This is a genomic window from Candidatus Mesenet endosymbiont of Agriotes lineatus (assembly GCF_964019585.1).
Taxonomy (GTDB): domain Bacteria; phylum Pseudomonadota; class Alphaproteobacteria; order Rickettsiales; family Anaplasmataceae; genus Mesenet.
In genome coordinates this window covers 676634-701669 of the sequence record NZ_OZ026454.1, presented here as the reverse complement: position 1 = coordinate 701669, position 25036 = coordinate 676634, and the positions used below count along the sequence as shown (strand labels likewise).

Sequence of the window (25036 nt, the reverse complement as noted above, 5' to 3'; positions counted from 1 at the left end):
TCTAGCGTTAGAATGTTTTAAGATATTAACTTTTTAAACCCATCTTTAAAATCAATAAAAATATGAATCTTAAAATCCATTATTATCCAGTTGAAAATCTCATTGAGTATGAGCGCAATCCCCGTAAAAACGACGTAGTGGTAAGTAAAATGTGTGCTGCTATTGCTGAGTTTGGCTTTCGTATACCTATTATTGCTAAAAGTGATGGTATGGTAATTGATGGTCATTTACGTCTTAAAGCTGCAAGAAAATTAGGATTAGAGACAGTTCCAGTGGTATTTGCTGATAATTTAAATGATGCTCAAACTAAAGCTTTTCGTCTTCTTGCTAATCAATCTGCTAATTGGGCTAAATGGGATAACGATCTTTTAGAGCTTGAATTTAAGGATTTAGAAGAGTTAAACTTTGATCTTAAACTCACTGGTTTTGAGTTAGATAAAGTACAAAAGTTTTTTGCTGATGAAAGTAATGAGGAGGAGGATTTTTCTCATTTAACTGATAATGAAGATAAACCAGTAGTAACAAAACCAGGGGATTTATGGATACTTGGTAATCATCGTATTTACTGTGGTGATAGTAGACTAGATAGTTCTTTTAAAGCTGTTTTAGATGAGCAAGTGGCAGATATTACCTTCTGTGATCCTCCATATAATGTTGCTTATGGTAATAGCCAAGAAAGAGATGATAGGAAAATATTAAATGATGATCAGGGTGAAAAATTTGAGTTATTTCTCTATGACATTTGTTCCCACATTTTAGCCTATACCAAAGGGGCAATTTATATCTGTACAGCATCAGCCGAACTTGCAACCCTGCAGAAGGCGTTTAAAGAAGCAGGAGGACATTGGTCAACGTTTATCATTTGGGCTAAAAATCACTTTACACTCGGGAGAGCTGATTATCAACGTCAGTATGAAGCAATACTCTATGGTTGGAAAGAAGGTAATGAACGTAGATGGTATGGAGGACGCAGTCAAAGTGATCTATGGTACTACGACAAACCTACCTGTAATACGCTGCATCCAACCATGAAACCTTTAGAGCTAATAGAAAAGGCGATAATAAACAGTAGCAATCCAGGAGATATCGTCCTTGATCCCTTTGCTGGCTCTGGTAGTACACTTATTGCTTGTGAACGTAGGGAAAGAATGTGCCGAACAATTGAGCTTGATCCTGCTTATGTTGATATAACGATTAAACGTTGGCAGATGTATACTGGCAGGGCAGCAATATTGGCAGCGAGTGGTAAGACATTTTTGCAAATTCAAGAACAAGTCTTAGAAAAGTGGTAAAAACAAGAAAATAATAAAAGGGGGAAAAGTGGCACTTATAACCCAGACTGAATGGGCAAAAGAGCAAGGGTTTTCTAAACAGTACGTCTGTTATTTGGTGAAGAATGGTATCGTTGAGCTTAAAGACGGTATGATTGATTTTGAGCAAGCAGATGCTGCACTTATTACCATTCGTGATCCAAGTCAACCACAAAGAAGAAAAGGTATTAACGGTAATGAAAGAGGCAATAGTGATCTTGCCACCATGTTCCTTAAAACTCGCATTAAGAATGAAATAGAACGTGGTAAGCTTCTAGAAGCTAAGGCTAAAGCTGAAATTGGTGAACTTGTACCAATAGATGAAGTTAAAACTGCAGCTTTTAATACCGCAAGAGTTGTAAGAAATAATCTGCTTAACATTCCCGATAGAGTATCTGCACTTTTAGCTTCACTGGATAGTAGTGAGAAGATTCATCAGACACTAACTGAAGAAATCAAGATAGCGCTTGAAGCATTATCACAAGGGGGATTGGAGTGAGTGGCTTTACATCTAAAAACACTTTACCTGCTTTATTTATAGCTGAAGAACCAATGATCAAACAAAATCTCCATTTAGAAATAATTAGATGCTTTATTAGCAACGCAGAAGTAGATGTTAATACTCAAGGGATAAATGGCAAAACTGCTCTCCATTATGCTATAGAATCTGATGATTTAGCTTTAGTAGATCTCTTATTTAACAAGAAAAACGTTAATCCTTTCATTAAAGATGATACAGGTAAAGCCCCGCTTGATTACGCTCAAGAAGAAAATAAAACAAGAGTATTACAAGCTTTAATCAATAATAAGTATGGACCTGATGGCGATAGCTTACTTCATTTAGCAGCAGCAGTTGGTGAAGTTAAGGCAGTAAGATATTTAATTGAAAAAGGTGTAGATGTTAACTTACGCAATGCTGCGCACCATACACCCTTACACTTAGCCGCAGGAGCAGGACATAAAAGTATTATTGAGATCTTAGTAGAGGAAGGGGGAGCAGAAATCGATGTTTTTGATGCAAGAAATCAAACTCCTTTACATTACGCTGTAAATAATAAGAGATTAAAAACAGTAGAGCTGTTAATTCAGCTTAAGGCCAATGTCAACGCAGTCAGTGTTGGTCAAAGTTCCACAGGATTATCACCACTTCATATTGCAGTAAGTAATAGCAGTTACGATGAAAGAGATCTCTGCCTTGATGTAGTTAAGTGTTTAATCAGTACTCCTGAGTGTAGAGTTAATCCCCAAGACCATGAGAACCAAACTCCTTTGCATTATGCTGTAGATGGTGGTGGACTGAGTACCACAGATGTTTTACTCACCAGAAAAGATATAGATCCACTGATGAAAGATGATAATGGTAAGACTCCATTTGAATATGCGGTTGAGGAAAATAAGCAGGAGATAGTAAAGGCCTTAAGAGAAAACAGATACGGAGTTGATAATAACCATCTATTACATTTAGCGGTGCAAAAAGGATACACTGAAATTATCAATATTCTAATAAAAACGGGGGAGGATATTAATGTTTTAAATAACAAGAACCAATCACCAATATATTTTGCGGCAGAGCAAGGACATTTAAATGCGGTAGAGTTACTGCTTAAAAAAGGAGCAAGCCCTGCAGTTGCCCTTTACTGTGCAATTAAAGCAAATAACCTCGAGTTACTTAAGGTCTTATTGATCAGAAAAGATGTGGATCTATTTGGTAGGGATAATGAAGGCAAAACTCCTATAGATTATACGAAAGAAAATCCTGTGATGTTTTATATGCTTAGTAAATGTGCAGAAGTGATAGAAAAGAGAAATAATCATAATAAAAAGGTGAAGCTCTGTACTGTTCTCACTCTTGCAGTTATAGGTTCAATGACAGTAATTTTTACTATAGCAGTAGGAATGTATACCACCATAGCCGGAGTATTCACAGCAGTTGCTATAGTGGCTTTAAGTCAACTTATGCAAAGATCAATTGATAATAACTGTCAGCAAGGGGTTTTAAAAGCGCTGTCAGAAACCAATAAAGAACCTGCTACTTTAGTTGATTATGATGAGCGAGAAAATCCATGGCAATCAAATAATTTGGTGCTAATGCAATGATTTACAGCAGTAGTTTTTATGCCGGACTAAAACCCGATCCATTACTTAAAGTGTCAGAGTGGGCAAATGAGTATCGGGTACTTTCGCAAACAGCATCATCAGAACCAGGGAAATGGCGGACAGCAAGAACTCCTTATTTAAAAGAAATCATGGATTGTCTCTCTCCTTCATCTGCCGTTGAAAAAGTAATCTTTATGAAGGGGGCACAAATTGGAGGAACAGAGGCTGGAAATAACTGGATAGGCTATATCATCGATCAAACTCCAGGGCCAATGCTGGTAGTGCAACCCACTGTCGAGATGGGAAAGCGTTGGTCTAAAGGAAGATTTGCTCCTCTTATTGACAGTACACCATGTTTAAAGAGCAAAGTTAAAGATCCAAGAGCAAGAGATTCAGGTAACACAGTACAGAGCAAAGAGTTCCCAGGAGGCATGGTGGTAATAACTGGAGCTAACAGTAGTGTTGGGCTAAGATCCATGCCAGTTAAATACTTATTCTTAGATGAGATTGATGCTTATCCAGGAGACTCTGGGGGTGAAGGTGATCCAGTACTTTTAAGTATTGCACGTACTAACACTTTTACGAGGAGAAAGATCTTTTTAGTATCAACACCAACAGTACATGGAATTAGCAGAATTGAGAAAGAGTTTGAAGCTTCTGATAAACGTTATTTCTTTGTGCCTTGCCCACATTGTAATTATTATCAAATCTTAAAATGGCAACAGGTAAAATGGGAAGATAAGGAGCCAGCCTCAGCACATTATGTTTGCAGTGAATGTAGTGGTAAAATAGAAAATCATCAAAAGACAGAAATGTTAAGTCAAGGGGAATGGCGAGGCACAAATGTTACAGTAAACAACAAAACAGTAGGCTCTCAAGTTTATATAGCCCTGTTGGCTGGTATAGTTGGAGTCAAGCAGTAGAAGACTTTCTCCACAGTAAAGATAATGAGCAGCTGCTTAAAGTATGGATAAATACCACCCTCGGAGAAACTTGGGTTGATCGTGGAGAAGTACCAGATTGGAAGCATCTCTTTCAGCGTCGAGAAGATTATTTAATTGGTACAGTACCTCAAGGAGAAGTAGTCTTAACTGCTGGGGTTGACGTGCAGAAGGATAGAATAGAGGTAGAAGTTGTTGCTTGGGGCAGAAATAGAGAAAGTTGGTCGATTGATTATCAAGTGTTTGAAGGCGATCCTGGACGAGATTTTGTCTGGAATAAATTATCAGAATTACTTGGCAACCATTTCTTAGGTAGTGATGGACTTGAATATACAATCAGTATGATGGCAGTAGATGCCGGATATGCAACACAGGAAGTTTATAATTGGATCAGAAGTTATCAAGGATGTGGAAGAGTAATGGCAGTTAAAGGAGTAAATAAAGCCCTAGTACCACTTAGTAGTCCAAGTAAAGTTGATGTTACTGTTGCTGGACAAAAGTTACGTCGGGGCGTAAAACTCTGGCCTATAGGAGTATCAATACTTAAATCTGAACTCTTCCAATTACTTAAACTTTTAGAGAATGAAGAAGGATTTCCCCCTGGGTACTGTCATTTTCCTCAGTATTGCCCCGAATATTTTAAACAACTAACAGCTGAGCAGTTAATTACTAAAGTAGTTAAAGGCTATACTAAACAAGAATGGCAGAAGATTAGAGAACGTAACGAAGCACTTGACTGTCGAGTTTATGCAAGAGCTGCATCCATTGCTCTAGGGATTGATCGCTGGACAGAGAATAAATGGAACAGTTTAGTGGGTAAAAAAACTAAGAGTCAAAAGAAATCAGCAAAAGTAATACCGAGTAAGTGGATAGAGCCAAATGTACAATAGTGAGTATCTAGTCCAAGTTGAACAAGCCATACAGAAATTACAAAGTGGGGAACGAGTAGTATCAATTGCTTATGGTGATCATGTAGTGAGATATGCAGAAGTGCAGATAAATGACTTACTTAATTTAAGACAAAGAATTAAGGCCGAGCTGAAAATCTCAGGGGTAAAGCCAAAGAGGAGAATTGTTTTTTCCACAAGTAAAGGTGTCCTATAGATGATATTAAAATCACTAAAACAACTATTCAATAAACCAAAGATTAAAAGTTCAGCCTGGGATGGAGCAGGAGCTGGAAGAAGGTTATGTTATTTTCAACCTGAAAGGGGAAGCATAAATAGCCTCCTTACTCATAACCTTGAAACTCTGCGTAGCCGCTCTCGTGGTATGGTACGTAATAACCCCTATGCAGCAAATATTATTGATACCATAGTCAGTAATTGTGTTGGCACTGGAATTAAACCCCAATCAAAAGCTACAGATGCCAATTTTAGAAGAAAACTACAGCAGTTATGGCTTAGTTGGACTGATGAGGCAGATAGCTGTGGCGCAAATGATTTTTATGGACTGCAGTCTTTAGTATGTCGAAGTATGGTAGAGGGGGGAGAGTGTTTTATCCGTTTGCGGGCGCGAAGAGCAGAAGATAATTTATCTGTTCCACTGCAGCTGCAAGTACTTGAATCAGAACATTTAGACAATAAGAGTAACCAAACGTTAGCAAATGGTAACATCATTCGTAGTGGGATTGAATTTAACAAACTTGGGCAAAGAGAAGCATATTACTTATTCAGAGAGCATCCAGGTGATGGTTCATTAGGAGAATCAGTTCGAGTTCCAGCAAATGATGTTTTGCATATTTATAGACCTTTAAGACCAGGACAAATAAGAGGAGAACCTTGGCTATCTAATGTACTACTGAAACTCTATGAACTTGATCAATATGATGATGCGGAACTTGTGAGAAAGAAAACGGCAGCAATGTTTGCTGGATTTATCACCAGACTTGATCCTGAAGCTAATATCATGGGAGAAAATGAAACAAACGAACATGGAATTGCCCTCTCTGGTTTAGAACCTGGAACTATGCAGCTTTTGGATCCAGGAGAAGATATTAAGTTTTCTGAACCATCAGATGTTGGGGGTAGCTACGAGGCATTCATGAGACAACAACTGAGAGCTATTGCTATTGGCATGGGCATTACTTATGAGCAGTTAACTGGTGATCTCACTAATGTTAATTACTCATCAATTCGAGCAGGGCTGATAGAGTTTCGTCGTCGATGCTCGATGTTACAGCATAATGTCATGGTCTTTCAATTTTGCCGTCCAGTATGGAATTAGAGTTAGCACTACTCTCTGGTGCAATTAAAGAAACAAATAAAGAGAATAGCCAAACATTAAAGGATGTAAAATGGATCCCACAAGGGTTTGATTGGGTTGATCCACTTAAAGATCAGCAAGCACAGCAGATGGCAGTAAGAAACGGGTTTAAAAGTAGAGCAGAGGTAGTGTCAGAGCTTGGCTATGATATAGAAGAAATTGATCAGGAGATTGCTGAAGATCATAAACGTGCTGATTACTTTAACCTGAATTTTGATTCTGATTGTCGGGCAGATATTAAGCAAAAAGGAAATTAAATTTATGGAGAGTTCTCTATTACTAAGCAAACCACTGATGCTGGAACCGAGAAGTTTTGAATTATTATCATTACACAGCAAGAAATTACCAATCTTTAAGAATTTAAAACATATAGCTAGCAAGCAAGAGGGTATTGCTATTATTCCCATTTATGGGATTTTAACTCAAAAACCTGGAGCTTTTGATGATGTTTTAGGGATGACCTCATATGAAAGAATCTATGAGCAAGTAGAAGAAGCTTTAGCAGATAGTAGTATAGAGACCATTTTACTTGATATCGACAGTCCAGGAGGAGAAGTAAATGGAGTATTTGATTTAGCTGATTTTATCTATAATACTAGGTCAAAAAAAGAGATTATCGCAACTGTAAGTGGTGATGCTTATTCTGCTGCCTATGCTATTGCTTCAAGCGCTGAGAAGATTTTGCTCACTAGAACTTCAGGGGTTGGTAGCATTGGGGTTATTGCTAGTCATATTGACCAGAGCAGTTTTGATGAAAAACAAGGTATAAAATACAGCACAGTTTTTGCAGGTAATCGTAAAAATGATTTAAATCCGCATGAACCTATTACTTCTGAGAGCAAGGAGAGTCTGCAAGGAGAGGTAAATCGCTTATATGAGATGTTTGTGGAACTTATAGCGCGTAATAGAGATTTATCTACTACAGCCGTTAGATCAACTGAAGCAGGGCTTTATTTTGGTGAAAGTGCAATAGATATTGGCTTAGCAGATGAAATAACAACATTTGCTGATTTGAAAGAAAAAATATTTATCAACAAACAAAGGAGTTTTATTATGAACAAACAAATTACCAATCAAGAAGAACAAAATTCTAAAGATATTGTAAGTCATGATAAGCAGAATTATGACAACAGTTATCGTACTGAGGTTTTAGAGCTGGTACGTCTATGTAACTTATCACGTATGCCAGAAAAATTAGGAGAATTTATTGAGCAGAATATAAGTGCGGTTGAAGCAAGAGAGATTTTAATGACCACTCTGGCTCAACAAGCAACAAAAACTGAAATTTTAAGTACTTTGCAGACAAATGTGCAAGAAGATCTGGTAATACAGGTAGCTAAATCTCGTCAATCTGCATAGCTAATAATAAAAGGAGACAATATTTATGAGTTGTATAACAGAGGCCAATAATTTAGGTGATCTATTAAAATATGAAGCATCAAACATCTATTCACGCGATCAAGTAACAGTTGCCAAAGGACAAAATCTGAGTTTAGGAGCTGTGGTTAGCAAAAAAACAGATGATGGTTTAATTAAGGTTTTAAATCCAACTGCCACAGACGGCACTCAAATTGCTATTGGTGTAGTAATAAGTGATGTGGATGCAAAAGCAGCAGATACCAAAGCAGTGATGATTACACGTATTGCCCTGCTAGCTGATTGTATTTTAGTTTGGCCAACAAATATTACTGAAGAGCAAAAAACTGCAGCAATAAAACAACTTGAAACTCGTGGTATCATTATTCGTAAGGGGGTTTAAATCTATGCAAAATCCATTCTCAAATCCAGCATTTAGTATAACGGCGCTCACAGGAGCAATAAATATTTTGCCAATCAATTATGGTCGTACTGAAAACTTAAAGTTATTTCCAAGTAAGGCAGTGAGATTCCGTCATATTACAATAGAAGAGCAAAACGGAGTACTCAGCTTACTACCAACCCAACTACCAGGAGCACCAGCAACTGTAGGAAAACGCGGAAAAAGAAAAGTAAGAACCTTTACTATCCCTCATATTCCTCACGATGATGTGGTATTACCAGAAGAAGTTCAAGGAATACGTGCATTTGGCTCAGAAAATGAACTTAAAGCTTTAGCTGATGTTATCACAGATCATTTGCAATCAATGAGAAATAAACATGCAATCACTATAGAGCATCTACGTATGGGAGCTTTAAAGGGCATTATTCTTGATGCTGATGGTTCTGAATTACTCAACTTATATACAGAATTTGAGATTACCCCAAAAGTAGTAAACTTTGCTCTTAGCACTGCAACCACAGATGTAAAACGTAAGTGTATGGAAGTATTGCGCCATATTGAAGATAACTTAAGTGGTGAGTATATGACTGAGGTTCATGCACTGGTTAGTCCTGAGTTTTTTGATGCTTTAACTGCACATCAAAAAGTAAAAGAAGCCTATGAAAGATGGCAAGAAGGAGCAGCACTTCGCAATGATATGAGATCAGGGTTTACTTTCTGTGGCATTGCCTTTGAAGAATATCGAGGACAAGCAACAGATCCCGATGGCAATGTGAGAAGGTTTATTGAAAAAGATACCGGACATTGTTTTCCTCTGGGAACAGCAAATACATTTACTACTTATTTTGCTCCAGCAGACTTTAATGAAACCGTAAATACTTTAGGACAACCACTTTATGCAAAACAACAACCAAGAAGATTTGATCGGGGAACTGATCTGCATACTCAGTCTAATCCTCTTCCTATGTGTCACAGACCATCAATATTAGTAAAGATCACTGCTTAATATGTTTAAAAATGTTCAGAGATTATTTACAGATTGTTTCTTATATCTAGGACAACAGGCATTATATAAGTCAAAGAACAAGTCATATCCAGTAGCAATATTAAAACAACAACCAGACAAACTTTATGAGGTTGGTGAGGGAAAGTTCATTGGTGAGATGCTAATACTTGAGGTAAGTGTATTTGATGTATTGCAGCCTGCAGTAGGAGATGTTTTTGTTATCAATGAGCAAAAGTATAAGATCTACTTACCACCACTTAAGGACAACTCGGGAATGCTGTGGAGAATAGAGTGTATGAAAACAGACAACTCAAATGTTTAGTATAGAAGTTAGCAATAACATTAATAAGGTTATTCAAACCATTGATGCTAAAAAAGATAAAGTAGAATTAGCAGTAGTTAGGGCACTAAATAAAACGGCGCTTTGGGTAAAAGCTCAAGCTAGTAGGGAAATAAGTACGGAGAAACAAATAAAATTAAAGCTAATTAGAAATAGGCTACAGGTTATTAAAGCCAATAGAAACTCTTTAAAGGCATTAGTCAGAGCCAGTCTTTATGGAATCAAAGCAGCAAAACTTGGGAGTATGAGACAGACAAAAACTGGAGCGACGGTAGGGAAATATATGTTTCACAGTGCATTTGTTGCTACTATGCCCAGAGGTTATACTAGTGTCTTTAAGCGTAAAGGCAAAACAGCACTACCAATACAAGATTACCACTAGAGCCAGAAGCATCAAGGATCATTAAGGGATTAGTGAATAATGAAGTAGAGAAGGTATTTGAAAAGTACTTTCAGCACGAACTTAATTTTATTTTGCAAAAGGTATAATGGACTGAGCTGCACGATAAAATTTGTCAAAAGTGAAATACCAGCAGTACAAACTTGTGAGAATTACCCAGTAGTACGTAAAGAGATATTAGCTCCAGCAGTATTTGTTGAGCTTACAAGTTTGGAGCCAGGAAAAGATCCAGGTACGGAAGAGCTTGCCCTTAGAGCTAGGTTTGAAGCAAGAGCGGTAATTGATAGTAGTATAGATAATGCTTTTCTCGTTGTAAGATCATTGGCAGCTGAAGTTGCAAGAGTTGTAAATAAGAATACTTGGAATATGGAGAATATTTCACCCGCTGAGTTTATATCAGCAGAAGGAGATGGATTTAAACCGGAATTAGATGCTTATCTTGTCTGGTTAGTTGAATGGGTGCATGAAGCGCATGTGGGGCATTCAATCTGGGTAGATAGTGATATTGAATCACATTCCATAAGTATAGGAGGTATAAGTGCTGGAGCATAATTTTGCCATCTCGCAACTGCAGAGGAAACTAGCTAATATCATCCGTATTGGAGTTATAAAAGAAGTAGATTACTCACAAGCAAGAGTTGTGGTCAAAGTAGATGAGATTTTAACTGGATGGCTACCATGGATAACTTTCAGAGCTGGAGAAGAGAGGAGTTGGCTGCCACCAAGTATTGATGAACAAGTGGTAATACTTTCACCCTCAGGAGAGTTATCTCTTGGAATTGTACTTGGTAGTATTTATCAGCAAAAGTATCCAGCAGTAGAGAATGATAAAATGATCAGTAGCTTGTTGTTTCAAGATGGAACAAAGTTGTCATATAATAAAGATGATCATCATCTTGAAGTTTCTGTGGTGGATAAACTTACCTTGACAGTTGGGGAATCAAGTCTGGAGATGACTAAGGATGGTATTAAATTAAATGCCAAAAGAGTTGATCTAAATTAGAGGGAAAATGGGTAAATCAGTTGTCCGTTTAGGAGATTATTGTGCAGAAACATCACAACATATCTGCACTGGGGGAAGTGATAATGTATTTGTTAATGGTAAACCCGTTTGTCGTCTGGGGGATAGTTTTACAGAAAACAAAACACTAATTCAAGGATCAGCTACTGTTTTTGCAAATGGTTTTGGTATAGCCAGAGTTGGAGATTTAGTCTCTTGTGGTTTTAAAATAGCAAATGGTAGTGGTAATGTCTTTTCTGGTAAAACATGAGGGGAATGAGTGTCAGTAATGGTAAGGTATTAGAAGGGTTAGAGCATTTAAAGCAATCGATAGTTGATATTCTAACCACACCAATTGGCAGTAGAGTTATGAGAAGAGATTATGGCTCTAGACTATTTGCACTTATAGATGGACCTACAAATCGAAACTTGGAGATCTATACAGCAGTTGCTGATGCTTTAGCCAAATGGGAAAGAAGATTTAAACTTGATAGAGTTAAAATTACAGAAGTGAGTGAAGGTAAGGTTACTTTATCACTTGAAGGAAAGTACCTGCCAGAAGGGAAGAATGTTTCTTTTGATAACATCAGTTTGTAGTGGAAAAGATGGGAAAAGCACCAAATGTAATTGAACCACTAAATTTTGAGGAGATCTTATCACGGATGAAGGCGGAATTAGTAAAAAAAGATCCTAACTTTTCTGCATTAGTTGAAAGTGATCCAGCGATAAAGATTTTAGAAATTGCTGCTTGGAGAGAGCTTTTGCTAAGACAGAGAATTAATGAGGCAGCTTGTGCTAATTTACTAGCTTTTGCCACAGATACGGATCTTGAACATTTGGCTGAGTTTTATGGAGTTGAGCGTAAAGGTACAGAGGATGATGAACGTTTAAGAAAAAGAATTAAAGCTAAGATTGTTGGTTGGGGGGCTGCAGGAGGTAAAGAGCATTATCGTTATCACGCCTTGTCAGCTGACATTAGAGTTAAAGATGCTTTAGTTAGTTCACTTATTCCTGGTAGTGTAGAGATTGCTATATTATCTACGGAAGGGATACCTTCTAAGGAACTGCTAAGCATTGTCAAAGAACAAGTAACTCAAGATGATGTAAGAGTGTTAACTGATACAGTGACAGTAGTAGGCTGTAATATCATTCCAGTTGATATCTATGCAAAAATTAATGTTTTATCAGATACTATTGAAAACATAAAAAAGCAATTTATACAAAAGTTTGAATTCACTAAAAGGTTGGGTTGGAATGTAACCAGATCATGGATTATTGCCCATCTTTTTACAGAAGGGGTAGAGAATATAGAACTTATAGAGCCAAAAGAAGATATTATAATCAAAGGCAATGAAAGCGCTATTTTAGGCAGTTTTAAGATTGAGAAGGTTTATAATCCCTAAAGCGTATACGTCTATGAGAAGGAAGAATAGCGACTTTACCATTATAAGCATTACGGTACTTTCTCTCTTTACATTTTATTGCGTAGAAACTACCAATGGTATGTAACCTAAATGATTTGCCGTAATCTAGATGTTCTAATTTTTCTTTTAAAATATTAAGGATGGCACCCACTATGTCTTCAGCATGTTTTTCAGTTCTAATACCAAGGAATTCTTTTTGCTTAAGAAGTCCATCTATTATCTCTTTTTTACTCATGTTCTACCCAATTAGAAATAATATATAAAATCTATTCCAAGATAATGCAAATTCAAATGAAAGCTACTCTATTACCTCCTAATTCATTGACGACAGAAAAAGCGATAGTAGAAGCAATCAATTATCCTTTAGACGTGAGTTGCATTAGAGGATTTAAGTTTAGCTTTAAAGAAGAAATACTACCGTGGCTGGTTGATGAGTATGGCCTGGAAGAGATTCTTTACTGGGTAGCTGATAAAAGAAAAGCAATTAAGGAAGGAATAGAATTTCAACGTTTAAGAGGAACACCAGCATCACTTAAAATGGCATTAAAATGGGCAAATATTGATACCATCACCATTGAAGAAGAGCCACCAGGAAAGCATTTCTTTGAATTACAAATAGGTATTAAAGATGTACCTAATAATTTCTTTATTGATACAGTGATCGCTTTAACTAAACTGGCATTACCAGTAAGATCAAGACTGATGAGGGTGTACAATGATCACTATAATGCTCAAAGATTTATATTGGATGCAAGCTTATGGGGAGATCTTCTTTCTGATTATTCTGGGATAAAGATTACAAAAGATGGTCCAGTGCTGTCATTTGGTAGGATTAATTACTTTAGATCCGAAAGTCTATTTGTTGAGATTATAGATGACTGTTTACGTGATCATTATCAGCAGGTTTTTAGCAATGATTTATATCGTTTGGATGTAGCAATACTTGGAGAAACAGAGCCACACACTAAGAATTATCATAGTGTCTGTAGGCGCCAGCACCAGTGGCATAACTTTCAAGCTTTATACCCATTACCACAAACTTTATTGCCACAGATTAAATTTGCTAAAACACAAATAGTGTTGTCAGATAGTTGGAACTTGGAAGATATAAATGCTTGTTTCCCTCTATGTTACTATGAAGAGGTAGGTGATAGATTTTCTTTGGGAAATGATAAACTTTCAGAACAAGTATGGTATTTAAAGTATAAGCCAATTTTAGAAAGATTCAGTGTTAGCTATCACTATGAAGCAAGTTATCCTCATGATCAGAGACTTAAGAGATATAACTTAGCAGAATATCATGTTTATCTTAAGAGTGATTTAGACTCAAAACAAGCAGAGTCAATTCGTGAATTAGAGAGTTATATTGCAGTATTTTACCTTGGGGTGGTAACTTGGCATCAACATAAACATTTAAATAGGCCATGGTCTGATGTTAGGCCAATAATATGCAGATATTAAGTATATATATGAACATTACAATATATAATATTTTATTATTACTACAAGCAACTTGACTTCTAATTTAGCTTAAGGACTACTGTGAAGTATAGCAGTAAACATTAGAAAATTCTCTGTCGCTGAAGAAACTAATTTTTAAGGAGAAAAATGGATACATCTGTAATTAAAGAAGTGATGTCTTTAGAGAGTAAAACATTAGTAGAACTGAGAGAGATGTGGAGGAGACTTTTTAATACTGACTCACCACCATATTCAAAGAGATATTTAATACCAAGAATAGCTTATAGATTGCAAGAGATGGCCTATGGCAGATTATCAGATAAAGCTGAGAAAAAGCTAGACTACTTAGCTGATCAAATGGAGCAAGGGAAGAAAGTAAATAGTAAGATGTCAGATCAGCCCATATCAGGGACAAGACTTATTCGTCAGTATCGAGGGGTAAAACATGAAGTAATAGTGACTGACACAGGATTTACTTATAAGGGACAGCAGTATAAATCATTGTCTAAAATAGCAGGAAAAATTACTGGCAATAGCTACAATGGCCCTTTATTTTTCGGGATGCGTAAAAAATCACCTACAAGGAAAAATGCTTAAAAAAGTTATTCAAGAGATAAAATGTGCAATCTATACCAGAAAGTCATGTGAAGAAGGACTGGAGCAAGCATTCAATAGTTTAGATGCCCAACGTTTAGCCGGAGAAAGTTATATTCAAAGTCAGCAGCATGAGGGGTGGATTTTAGTAGATAAAAAGTACGATGATGGTGGTTATTCTGGCGGCACTTTAGAAAGACCAGCTTTGCAAGAACTCTTTAAAGATATAGAGAATTCTAAGATTGATTGTGTTGTAGTCTATAAAATAGATAGGCTTTCAAGATCGTTACTTGATTTTGCTAAGATAGTAGATTTGTTTGATAAGCATAAAGTAACATTTGTTTCAGTAACACAGTCTTTCAATACTGCAAATTCAATGGGAAGGTTGATGCTCAATATAGTCCTAAGCTTTGCTCAATATGAAAGAGAACTTACAGGAGAAAGAATTAGAGATAAGTTTGCTGCCTCAAAACAAAAAGGTATATGGATGGGAGGAAAAGCACCCATTGGTTACGATGTAGAAGATCGTAAGCTTGTTGTTAATAAAGAGGAGACAGAGGTAGTAAGATATATCTTCAATCGATTTATAGGTTTAAAGTCAGCAGCTGCAGTTGCCAGAGAATTAAATAACCAAGGGTATAAGACTAAAGCAGAAAAACCGTTTAAAATTGCTACAGTAAGAGGCATTCTAACTAATACTACTTACATTGGCTATATTACTCATAAAGGAAACCGGACAACATCAGGCAATAATTAATGAGGAGCTATGGAATAAAGCACAAGAGGTTTTTGTTAAGCGTAAAGATATAAAGCCTAAGGAAGAGTATAGAGCTCTACTTAAAGGTTTAATTAGCTGTGATAGTTGTAAGTCAGTGATGAAGGCTACGTATACCAAGAAGAAAAATAAAAGGTATTGTTATTATGTTTGCAACAGTTATATAAGAGGTAAGGGTTGCTTATTAAGTAGTAGTAGCATAGCTGCAGGAGAAATAGAAAGAGCTGTTGTTATGCAAATTCGCTTATTACTTAAAAATCCAATAAGAGAAGCTAATTTACAAATTTTAGATGATAAAAAAATCTCTCAATTACAAAGAATAGACAGGTCTTGGGATAATTTCTTTCCAAGAGAGCAAGAAAAGATTATTCGCAAGCTAGTTAAGGCTATAAGAGTAAGTGAAGATGGAGCGAGAATCTGCATTAATCCTACAGAACTTATAAGGCTTGCTGGGAATATTGAAGAAGGATCAAATGATGGTATGGCAAATGAAGAAATATTTTTATTTACATCACTAAAATTTAATAAAAGTAGCAACCAAACAGTAATACTATCCCCTGAATTTAAAGAAGAAAAAAGTATAAATTACACCTTGCTTAAAGCGCTAGTAAGAGCACATATGTGGCAAAGACAATTAACTTGTGGTAAATATGGAACTATAAAGGAGCTCTATTCGCAAGAAAGACCAGGATCAAAATATCCACAACGTGTACTGAAATTGAACTTTCTTTCACCTAAAATCAAAGAAGATATTTTAAATGGCTCAACAAACTTATTTCCTAATCTTTCCGGTATAAGAAATATGCCAATATTGTGGCATGAACAAGAGAAGATTTTTTACGAACAGTAGTGATTGCAATTTATTCTGTAAATCTAAACATTAACATCTTCTGTACTTTAATGAATATCTTATAAATAAAAAACATCAAGAAAATAAGATAAATATAAGTTGACTTAAGTAGAAATAGATGGATAGATGACCACCACTGTAGATATCAGATCTAAAATTTATATGCTACTTAAGAGTTTTATGAATAATAATGGTAATGGAAGCAAAAATGGAAAAAGAAGAAGAAAAAGACTTGAAGCACGTATATTATCTAGCAGGGGTAGGTCATTGTTTGATCACGAAATACTTGAGTTAATTTTATACTCCACTTATCGTAAAACAAGAAGTAGAGCTGTTGCAGAAAAATTAATAGGTTTGTTCAATAACGTGGGGAGAGTAGTGAATGCAGATTTTCATGAGCTAAAAAGTGTCTCTGGGGTGAACAGCTCAGCAATAGCAATAATTTTTTGCATAAAGGAAACTTTAGAGAGAACATTAAGAGAAGATCTAAAAAAACTACCAATAATAAACAACATAGAAAAGTTAATTGAATACCTTAAGCTAACAATAGGTCAGATAAGTAAAGAAAACTTTCGAGTGATTTATTTAAATAAAAGACATCGTTTAATTGATGAATATATCCAAGATACTGGAACAATAGATCAAACACCACTGTATACAAGAGAAGTTATAAAAAGGGCATTACTAGTAGGAGCGACTTCTATAATTATATCGCACAACCATCCAAGCGGCAGTGTTGAGCCCTCACAAAATGACATAGAGATGACAAAACAGATTTCTATAGCCTGCCATAGTATCGGCATAGAGGTTGTGGATCATATCATCATTACAGCAAAAAATCACTTTAGCTTCTATGAAAATGGCCTACTGTAGGAATTATAACAAAGGAGATTTATAAGATCAACTATATTTTAGAATTCTTTGTTTTGCCAAACTAATAATCAGTTGGATTAAACCGTCAGTATTTATAGTCAAAGTTTTTAATTTGTAAAATTTCATCTCTCAATTCTCGATTATCTAAACTATCACTTAAAAATTTTAAGGCATATTCTTTATTATCAGAGGTACGTTCCTTCTGTTTGAAGAACTCGTTTTTAAAACTAATATAGCGATCAATGTCTTCATTACTGAGATTCTCCTCTTCAACTAGTTGGCAAAGAAAATAAGGGATAATTAGTGTTAATTTTGGATTAGCTAAATACTCGGTAGAATGCACACAATTATAATAATAGTCTTTGAAAACTTCGAATGGTTCACTTCTTTGGATAAAGCCATTACTTTGAAATGCCCCAGTTAGTTGATCTTGATTAAAATGAATGAGTTGCATACGCAGATTTTCTTCTACATCATTAGATAAAACAAGTAAGCATATGATATTTTTAAAATTATTATTTTCGTAATTTAAACACTTATTATCTATCAGTTTATTGTCGATCTTACGTCTTATATAATAAAAGAGAACTAGTCATTGAGTATATGTAAGACAACTGAAAATGATCAAGCAATACTTGTTCTAAATCATAATCTATGAGCATTCCTTGAGGGATATCATATATGGCAAAAAGAGTCTTATCCTCACTATTTAAACACCGATATTTTAGATACTTTTTAATCTTCTTACCTAGGAAAGTGTGCATTGTAGATTATTGTTGAGATTATATGATATTAGCATAAATTAATTTATTTATTCTTAATAGATGTTAATATCTTAATGATTAAATATAGAGAAGAAATGAACAGTAATGTAAACATTATTCAAAGTAGAGCTCAGGATAAAAGGCAGCAATATTTACATTCAAAGTTTTTTATAGCAAGTGATGAAAAATAGTGAAATCATGGAGCTTATATTGTATAGGGCACAACCAAATGTTAGAGAAATCGTATATAGGTTAATGGGTAAGCTAGGTAGTATTACTAAGATCTTTAGTGCCAACATTTATGATTTAAAGAGCGTAAAAGGTGTAAATGATGCAGTAGTAACTTCTATATTATGCGTGAAAGAAATTTTAAAACGGATATTACAGGAAGAGATAGAGACATTGCCCATTGTTAGTAATTGGAAAAAATTAATAGATTACTTAAAAGTTAGTGTGGGTATGTATGACAGGATGAATTTTCGTGTAATATACTTAAATAAAAAATATCGCATAATTGCTGATGAGCTACAAAAATATGGAACAGTAGATCAGGCACCACTCTACATTAGAAATGTTATAAAGAGGGCATTATCTTTAAGAGCAACATCAATTGTAGTAAGTCATAACCACTTAAGCGGCAATGTAAGACCTTCAGAGAATGATATAGATATTACAAAAAAACTTTCTTTAGCGTGTCATTGTATGTAGATCGAGTTTTTGGATCATATAATAGTAACCCCTAAAAGATATTTTAGTTTTAAAGAAAAAGGGTTACTATAGATAGTGATATAACTGTATTAAATTTATGCTAAAAATTGCCACTTGGAACGTTAACTCTATACGCAAACGGATCGATCAACTCTGTAGCTTTATTACTGAAGATGAAATTGATATTATAATGCTACAAGAGATAAAATGTACAAATGAGCAGTTTCCTTATGAACAAATAGAGCACTTGGGTTATAAGTGTATAGTGCATGGAGAAAAAGCTAGGAATGGTGTTGCGATATTATCAAAATATCCAGTAGTTGAGGATAGTTTAAACACAAGTATTGTTGATAATGAAGAAGCACGTTATTTGGAGTGTTTGATTGAATGTAATGGTTTTAATCTAAGGGTTGCGAGTGTATATGTACCAAATGGCCAAAGCATTGATTCTGAAATATTTAAGTATAAGTTACATTTTCTTGACTTATTATATCAGCGTTTACATGACTTGTTTAAAAAGGAAGAAATAACCTTAGTAGGTGGCGATTATAATGTTGCACCAAATAAGATAGATGTGCATGACGATTATGCCAATGAAGATAAGATAGGTTTTCATATAGATGAGCGAGGAAAGCTTTTTGCTATACTTCATTCAGGCTACTGTGATGCATTTAGAATAACAAATCCAGAAAGTAAAGAGTTTAGCTGGTGGGATTACCGAGAAGGCTCATGGCAGAAGAATAAGGGTATGAGAATAGACCACATTTTATTATCACCAGAAGCCACAGATAGGTTAGAGAAGTGCTATATAAATAACAAACTACGTGGTAAAGATAATGCTTCAGATCATGCTCCTGTTGTGTGTGTGTTTTAGAAGAAAGCATCAACTATTCCTTTTAAAATAATCTTAATTTTATCAGAGTTATGCTATTATTCATATAATGCGTTTAAATAAAAAATATAGTTATGCCAGATGTACTAGAAGATGGATTCAAAAAAACATTGTCTAATATTAAAGAATTCACAATTAAGCCAAATAATGAAGATACAAGTGTATCGGAAATAGAAAAGTATCTTATTGAAGCAATATTTGAGAATTCTACTAAAGAAAATGTTCAATATAAGAATGAGAGTGATGAGAAAATAGATAGTTACTTTTTAGAGCAGATTCGTAGTCGCTTAAAATGTGATGTAAAGAATGATGTAACAGATAACCAAAAATGTAATAGGCTGATTCCCGAAAGTGGTATAAGAACAGATGATGGCTTGTCACACTTTCCTAATGAAATGGAGGAATATCAATTACAACCAGCTAAAGCTAATAATTTGAGTAAACGCTTAAAATGCTTTGCAAAACCAAATTATTTTGGCCGTTTTGATGAAATGTGAGTAAAACTGATAGAGATTTATTAAAAATTTAAAAAAAGAGGGGTGGAAATGCATAATTTATATCAAATCTTAGGGGTGAATAAAAACGTACCTACTTATGCTATTAAAAAGGCTTATAGAGATAAGGCATTGTATGAACACCCTGATAAAGGTGGTAGTGCGCAAAAAATGGCATTACTGACAACAGCTTATCAAACCTTAAGTGATCCGATTGAAAGAAAAAAATTTGATCAAGAGTGGGAAATTTTTAATTCATCTCATGATACTGAAATATCCTTAACACCATCAGGTTATTTACCTACAGCAGGTACTCCATTTTCAAGGTCTTTTAGACAGCAACATGCACAACTTGTAGGTCAATACCAACAGAAACCACTTAATCGAAATCAGTCTTCGTCATATCTAAAGGCTTTTCATTCCGATCTTATGAGTAATGTTGCAGATGATCTATTTTCTTTTATTAAAACAAAAGAGGACTTAGGAACAAAGTTGAATATAGGGTCTTTAACGCCAGAAAAAGCAGCTGAATATTTTATCAAATTTTTGCGAGGTGATTATTTCGGAAATAGCTTAAAAGATTTAAGCAAAGCATTTTATCAAAAAATTAAGCAGCTAGAAACTTTAGGCCAACAAGCTGATTATGAGTTTCAATTATATCATGGCATTTATGAAATTTTGCTAGTAGCAGCTAAAGAAAAAACACCCACTGTAAAGATCTTATTTTCACTACATAAAATTACTCAAGAAATACAAAACTTCCCTTTGGGTCAAAAGGATGATCAATGTGCTCTAAAAAATAAGGAAGATGAATACAATACAGAATCAGATATTTCATGTGCTGAATCTGTACTGCAAACTGATGAAACTTATTCCGACTCTACCGACTGGAGTTCTGAGGAAGATTCAAGTTGTAGTTCCGATTACCTCCTCCCAGAAGATTCCTTTTTAATGAAGCTGGAAATACCATTAACTGAAAGTGAAAAGAGTCTGATAGATGAATTTTATCAAAAAATGGCAGAGGTAGAAGCACAAAATGACCAAGAGCGTAAAGAGAATATACATAACCTTAATATAAATTGTACCGAGAATGCTTTAAAACGTATTAAGTGTTTAGTGGATGAATATTTGAAGAGAGGGATAAGGTTAAATTCATCCTATAATGACAGCACTGTAACATATCTTATATTTGAAAAAATAAAAGGTGTTCTTGACGATGTTGTCGCTGTACGTCCCACAACACATAGAGTTCATGAGGGATGTGATCTGACTGAAAATTATGAAGAGGAGGAAATATTAAAAGGCAATAGTTTAGAAATTATAAAGAGTGTCATTAGCAATTTACTACTCAAAGGCGGGAAGGTAAAGCGCAGTTTTTTCTATTATGATAGATTAACACATGTAACTTATGATATTGATTATGATCTTTTTGAAAAGTGTAGGAAGATTGACAGCAAGCTTAAAAACGTAGCATACAACAGTGTTATAAATAAAAATAAGGATGATTTTAAAGTAGCAATAGATAATGGCTATTTTTTCATAAAATATGAAAAGAGTAACGTTGTTGAAATGACAAAGGTTACAAACAACCAGCTCATAGATGATTTAAACTCAAAATATAAGTTAAATTTAAAAATTGGCATACTGCAGATTGGAGAAAGCATAGTCAGAGTTGAAAAATTAGAAGAGCAAAGAAATTACACAGATGTGCCGCAAGGCAAGATTAAGATGTCTTTTACCATAGAAGGTAAAGCAGAGAAGATCAGCATTCTTTTGTATCCTGATAAAGAAGATAGCAGTAAAATTAAAGTAGAACTCGACAAAGAGAATCAAAAGAAATTTGACAAATTAAAGGACAAATCAAGCCTCGGTAAAAACTGTCTTTTAGGCGGGAAAAATGTTCTGCAAGCTATCCAAGACAAAGAGTTCACTAAACACGAATCTTATAAACCGACTACTTCAGCTATCATACCTACTTTTTTGGAACAAGCTTCAATCAGTAATGTTTTTAGTAGTTTGAAAGATCAATGCGCACAATTTCAGAAATATGTCTTTGGTGGGTGAGTTTTACAGAAGCATCAATATATTCATATTATAATAAAGAATCATTGAGTTTATTACGATATTGTTATAATATTAGTATACTTTGAGTGTTGGGGGAGTAAAATGCCAAACAATAAGCCAGTTGATTTTTTTGATAAATCATTTGAAGAACAGATCAGAATAATAATAAAAACAGGGGACCTAAAGCTGTTGCAAGCATTTATTGGAGTGAGAAATTCTACTGTTCTTTTGCAATATTGTGCTAGTTTCTTAATTACTAAAAGAAATATTATGCAAGCACAATACCAAGCTGAAATTTCTGTCTTTGGAACGCTTATAAAGCATTATTGTGAAAAGATGTCTGAAGGTAAAATTTTGCTTAAAAATATAACACAAAATATAGGTGTTATGTTTAAGGATTACGTTTCACAGGGTCTAAATATTTTATTACAAGACCAGATGGTTTTACCGGCTAGTAAAAACAAATTTCTTGTTGATAGTGAGTCTAGTCACTTAAAAGCTTATGTTCAAGACACAAACGTAGGAGCTCTCTGTTCACTTAGTAAAGATCAAGTAACTCAAGTTTACAATAGTTTTATAGAAAAATCTAATATAGAAGCAAGTTTACAATCATGGTTAAGTGAAGGGAAGCCTGCTGAGATTGTAGAGACATTAAGAGAAGAAGGGAAGAAGTTAAAGGAAAAGTCAGTTCATGATAAAGCAGAATTAAAAAAGAATGAAGGGTTACTAAATGAAATAAAAAATAATTCATTTCTTAATAATTGGCATAAGAATTTAGTATATGAAGTCTTAAAAGAAGCATTAGAAGATAGTAATCATATACTGCATAAAAAGGTACAAGACCAATATGAAATTAAAAATGAGTTGGATGATTTTAGTAAAAATATCATTAGAAAAAAGTTAAAAATATTATGGAACAGAGAATTAGTAAGTAGGACGTTAAATCAAATAATAAAAGGTAAAAATGTTAAAGATGAGGAATGTAAAAAATCAGCTATAGAAGAATTACTGCGTTTAGATTTGGAATCAGAAGACATAATGAATGAAGTTGAACAAAAATTTAAAGAGTTAAAGGAAGAGTTAAAGAAGAAGAGTATTAAATTAGATAATGTTTCAGCTAATAATAGTAATGATAGTCCACTAGTAAGCATTGATGAAGTTAGAGAGTATATAATCAATAACTTCTCTTTATCATTGCTATTAAAAGAAGAAAAAGGAATGTTAAAGGAAATGTTAGAATGTGCAGTAAAGGAAAATAAGAGTGGTGCAGTACTATTGCTCATATGTAATCAAGCTGATTATAAAAAATGTAACTTAGAGAAAGAGGAGGACAAAAAATTACTACTAGAATTGGTACCAGAAGGGATGGCATTTTTAGAAATAAAACACTTATATGAAGGCATACTAAAAACAAATAATTTACCAAAAATATTAGGCTTGCCAGTATTAAGTTTAGAGGAAATAAAAACAATATTCTCTGATGAGAGTATAATGAGTAAAGTAGTAGAATGTATTTTAACACAAGAAAAAAAATTAGAAATTATCATTCCAAAGGACAAATTAGATGAGTTGGATGAATACTGCACTAAGATGAAATGGAAGAAAAAGGAAAAAATGTTGGAAAGAAATAAAACAGGGCTATCAGAAAATGATTTGAAAGAGTTGGAGAAGTACTATGAGAAAGTGCGAGAAGAGAAGATGCAAAAGATAAAAGCAAGTTTGGTAAATAAGAACATAGAACAAATTTTAAAAACTTTAGAAACAGATTATCCATTGTCAATGCGTTTTTATTATGCACTAAAGACAAAAAAATCTAAGCTAAAAAAAGTAGAAGATACTAGTAAGATAGTAAAAGAATTAGAACTTTCTTTACAACAGAGTGTAGCTACAGCAAGCCCTGAACCATTTTTTAAAGAATTACAAGAAATAAAAAAAAATGAGAATCGGTTCAGTAAAAGCTTATTTGAGGAATTGTATGAGCTGGGAAAGGATACGCCATCAAATGCAGTGTCATTTAAAACGTTAATAGACAATATTAGTAGTAGTAATGAAGAATACATAGCAAAAAAGCAAGGAGGAGGAGCTGTAAAATCTTCTACAATTGATGTTTTTGAAAAAAATATTAATTGTAGTTCAACAATCCTTGATTTAAGAGATGAATTAAAAAAATCAAACGATCGGAATCAAAGTATTGCAACACAACTAACCTCAGCAGAAGCTAAAGCAGAGGAAGAAAGAGTTAGAGCAGAGGAAGAAAGAGTTAGAGCAGAGGAAGCAGAAGCTAAAGCAGAGGAAGAAAGAGTTAGAGTAGAGGAAGCAAAGGCTGAGAACAAAGCTGCGACTCTAGTTTCAGAAGAAACAGACAGAAGGGAAATATTTCTAAAAAGTACACGAGAGTTTTTCATTGCTCAATTTAAATTAGTAGAGTTGTACAAAGGTTTAAAGGATAAGTGTCAGAATCTAGTTCATGAGTATGTTAAACTAAGAAAGGAGTTGACAGACTGTGAGATCATTGTTGATCGTATAGCTCAAAACCCTGAGGAAATGAGTAAAGAGGATATTTTTGAGAGAAAACTAAGTTTAATAAATGAGTTTGAAAAGCTAAATAAGAAAATAGCAAAACTAGATGAAGAGTTTGCTCAGGAGAAACCGATTTTTGAGAATGAAAAAATTGAAGAGTTTAAACGTGATGCACTAGAAAAAGTAGCTCAAGCAAAAAAGAAAGCTGAAGAACTTAAACACATGCTGCAACAAGAAATGGAAGAATTACAAAGATTAGAAGAGGAAAAACTGCAGATGCAAGTTGAAGAAATATCAGATTCCAACTTTAATATAGTAGACCTAGAGCAGCCTTGCAGTAGTAATAAGTTTAGGGCAATTTTTCAGTAGTGATAAGAGTAAGACAGATTAGCATTTTATTGAAATATTGAATTCTTCATTTTATCTACAGCAGAGCAGTTTTGTTGTTGTGGGGAGGTATTATAGATACAGGCTATTTATTAATTAGGTAGTAGGTTGT

Annotated in this window: 26 protein-coding genes and 3 pseudogenes; 27 read left to right on the top strand and 2 right to left on the bottom strand. The window is 34.4% G+C overall.

The features are described from left to right. Positions 1-62: 62 nt before the first annotated feature. From AACL19_RS03295 to AACL19_RS03215, 17 genes and pseudogenes are all read left to right on the top strand, one after another. Positions 63-1292, top strand: a complete 1230-nt coding sequence (locus tag AACL19_RS03295) for a DNA modification methylase (RefSeq protein WP_339045286.1) — start codon at positions 63-65, stop codon at positions 1290-1292. 28 nt (positions 1293-1320) lie between these two features. Continuing rightward, positions 1321-1809: a hypothetical protein gene (locus tag AACL19_RS03290; protein ID WP_339045285.1), complete on the top strand. Its 489-nt coding sequence runs from the start codon at positions 1321-1323 to the stop codon at positions 1807-1809. A 56-nt stretch (positions 1810-1865) separates the two neighbouring features. Further along, a complete protein-coding gene (locus AACL19_RS03285; RefSeq protein WP_410519878.1) occupies positions 1866-3407 on the top strand; it encodes an ankyrin repeat domain-containing protein in 1542 nt (513 codons plus the stop codon). After that, a complete protein-coding gene (locus AACL19_RS03280; protein ID WP_339045283.1) occupies positions 3404-4330 on the top strand; it encodes a phage terminase large subunit family protein in 927 nt (308 codons plus the stop codon). The genes AACL19_RS03285 and AACL19_RS03280 overlap by 4 nt, the downstream gene beginning before the upstream one ends. Beyond that, positions 4237-5238, top strand: coding sequence for a terminase gpA endonuclease subunit (locus tag AACL19_RS03275; protein WP_339045282.1), 1002 nt, complete (start codon positions 4237-4239; stop codon positions 5236-5238). The genes AACL19_RS03280 and AACL19_RS03275 overlap by 94 nt, the downstream gene beginning before the upstream one ends. Further along, a complete protein-coding gene (gene gpW, locus AACL19_RS03270; protein ID WP_339045281.1) occupies positions 5228-5452 on the top strand; it encodes a gpW family head-tail joining protein in 225 nt (74 codons plus the stop codon). Before AACL19_RS03275 ends, gpW begins: the two co-directional genes overlap by 11 nt. Continuing rightward, positions 5453-6870, top strand: a pseudogene (locus tag AACL19_RS03265) (phage portal protein). 4 nt (positions 6871-6874) lie between these two features. Continuing rightward, positions 6875-7972, top strand: coding sequence for a S49 family peptidase (locus AACL19_RS03260; RefSeq protein WP_339045280.1), 1098 nt, complete (start codon positions 6875-6877; stop codon positions 7970-7972). Between the two features lie 25 nt (positions 7973-7997). Next, the gene (locus tag AACL19_RS03255; RefSeq protein WP_339046597.1) at positions 7998-8372 is read left to right on the top strand and encodes a head decoration protein; all 375 of its coding nucleotides are present in this window, start codon (positions 7998-8000) and stop codon (positions 8370-8372) included. A gap of 4 nt (positions 8373-8376) precedes the next feature. After that, positions 8377-9378, top strand: coding sequence for a major capsid protein (locus tag AACL19_RS03250; RefSeq protein WP_339046595.1), 1002 nt, complete (start codon positions 8377-8379; stop codon positions 9376-9378). Between the two features lies 1 nt (position 9379). Next, positions 9380-9700: a hypothetical protein gene (locus AACL19_RS03245; protein ID WP_339045278.1), complete on the top strand. Its 321-nt coding sequence runs from the start codon at positions 9380-9382 to the stop codon at positions 9698-9700. Further along, positions 9693-10207 (top strand): annotated as a pseudogene (locus AACL19_RS03240) (phage tail protein). Before AACL19_RS03245 ends, AACL19_RS03240 begins: the two are co-directional and overlap by 8 nt. A 4-nt stretch (positions 10208-10211) precedes the next feature. Further along, a complete protein-coding gene (locus AACL19_RS03235; protein ID WP_410519876.1) occupies positions 10212-10670 on the top strand; it encodes a hypothetical protein in 459 nt (152 codons plus the stop codon). Then, positions 10657-11121 carry a phage baseplate assembly protein V gene (locus AACL19_RS03230; protein WP_339045275.1) on the top strand — a complete coding sequence of 155 codons (465 nt, stop codon included), beginning with the start codon at positions 10657-10659 and terminating at the stop codon, positions 11119-11121. Before AACL19_RS03235 ends, AACL19_RS03230 begins: the two co-directional genes overlap by 14 nt. Before the next feature lie 7 nt (positions 11122-11128). Continuing rightward, positions 11129-11389: a PAAR domain-containing protein gene (locus tag AACL19_RS03225; RefSeq protein ID WP_339045274.1), complete on the top strand. Its 261-nt coding sequence runs from the start codon at positions 11129-11131 to the stop codon at positions 11387-11389. Next, positions 11386-11715: a GPW/gp25 family protein gene (locus AACL19_RS03220; RefSeq protein WP_339045273.1), complete on the top strand. Its 330-nt coding sequence runs from the start codon at positions 11386-11388 to the stop codon at positions 11713-11715. Before AACL19_RS03225 ends, AACL19_RS03220 begins: the two co-directional genes overlap by 4 nt. Positions 11716-11723: 8 nt before the next feature. Next, positions 11724-12521, top strand: a complete 798-nt coding sequence (locus AACL19_RS03215) for a baseplate J/gp47 family protein (RefSeq protein ID WP_339045272.1) — start codon at positions 11724-11726, stop codon at positions 12519-12521. Here AACL19_RS03215 and AACL19_RS03210 read toward each other — a convergent pair. Further along, positions 12493-12777 carry an HU family DNA-binding protein gene (locus tag AACL19_RS03210; protein WP_339045271.1) on the bottom strand — a complete coding sequence of 95 codons (285 nt, stop codon included), beginning with the start codon at positions 12775-12777 and terminating at the stop codon, positions 12493-12495. The two genes, AACL19_RS03215 and AACL19_RS03210, sit on opposite strands and share 29 nt — an antisense overlap. Positions 12778-12833: 56 nt before the next feature. Between AACL19_RS03210 and AACL19_RS03205 the strand changes: the two genes are divergently transcribed. The 5 genes from AACL19_RS03205 (at position 12834) to radC (ending at position 17095) form a co-directional block, all read left to right on the top strand. Beyond that, complete coding sequence (locus AACL19_RS03205) at positions 12834-14003, top strand: phage tail protein (RefSeq protein ID WP_339045270.1); 1170 nt, start codon at positions 12834-12836, stop codon at positions 14001-14003. A gap of 147 nt (positions 14004-14150) precedes the next feature. Further along, a complete protein-coding gene (locus tag AACL19_RS03200; protein WP_339045269.1) occupies positions 14151-14600 on the top strand; it encodes a DUF2924 domain-containing protein in 450 nt (149 codons plus the stop codon). After that, a complete protein-coding gene (locus AACL19_RS03195; protein WP_339045268.1) occupies positions 14593-15354 on the top strand; it encodes a recombinase family protein in 762 nt (253 codons plus the stop codon). Before AACL19_RS03200 ends, AACL19_RS03195 begins: the two co-directional genes overlap by 8 nt. Continuing rightward, positions 15305-16222 carry a zinc ribbon domain-containing protein gene (locus tag AACL19_RS03190; RefSeq protein ID WP_339045267.1) on the top strand — a complete coding sequence of 306 codons (918 nt, stop codon included), beginning with the start codon at positions 15305-15307 and terminating at the stop codon, positions 16220-16222. The genes AACL19_RS03195 and AACL19_RS03190 overlap by 50 nt, the downstream gene beginning before the upstream one ends. Positions 16223-16402: 180 nt before the next feature. Then, entirely contained in the window at positions 16403-17095 is a 693-nt protein-coding gene (gene radC / locus AACL19_RS03185; RefSeq protein WP_339046444.1) for a RadC family protein, read from the top strand. Positions 17096-17180: 85 nt separating this feature from the next. Here radC and AACL19_RS03180 read toward each other — a convergent pair whose 3' ends face one another. Continuing rightward, on the bottom strand, positions 17181-17549 hold the full coding sequence (locus tag AACL19_RS03180; protein WP_339045265.1) for a hypothetical protein: 369 nt from the start codon (positions 17547-17549) through the stop codon (positions 17181-17183). A 490-nt stretch (positions 17550-18039) separates the two neighbouring features. Here AACL19_RS03180 and AACL19_RS03175 point away from each other — a divergent pair. The 5 genes and pseudogenes from AACL19_RS03175 to AACL19_RS03155 all read left to right on the top strand — a co-directional run bounded on the left by AACL19_RS03175 (position 18040) and on the right by AACL19_RS03155 (position 24906). Further along, positions 18040-18639: pseudogene (locus AACL19_RS03175) on the top strand (JAB domain-containing protein). A gap of 25 nt (positions 18640-18664) precedes the next feature. Next, entirely contained in the window at positions 18665-19441 is a 777-nt protein-coding gene (gene xth / locus AACL19_RS03170) for an exodeoxyribonuclease III (protein WP_339045263.1), read from the top strand. A 92-nt stretch (positions 19442-19533) separates the two neighbouring features. After that, positions 19534-19956, top strand: coding sequence for a hypothetical protein (locus AACL19_RS03165; RefSeq protein WP_339045262.1), 423 nt, complete (start codon positions 19534-19536; stop codon positions 19954-19956). Positions 19957-20004: 48 nt separating this feature from the next. Further along, entirely contained in the window at positions 20005-22017 is a 2013-nt protein-coding gene (locus AACL19_RS03160; protein WP_339046593.1) for a J domain-containing protein, read from the top strand. A 102-nt stretch (positions 22018-22119) separates the two neighbouring features. Further along, positions 22120-24906 (top strand): hypothetical protein, encoded by a 2787-nt coding sequence (locus AACL19_RS03155; RefSeq protein WP_339046591.1) that lies wholly within the window; start codon positions 22120-22122, stop codon positions 24904-24906. The last annotated feature ends 130 nt before the right edge of the window (positions 24907-25036 follow it).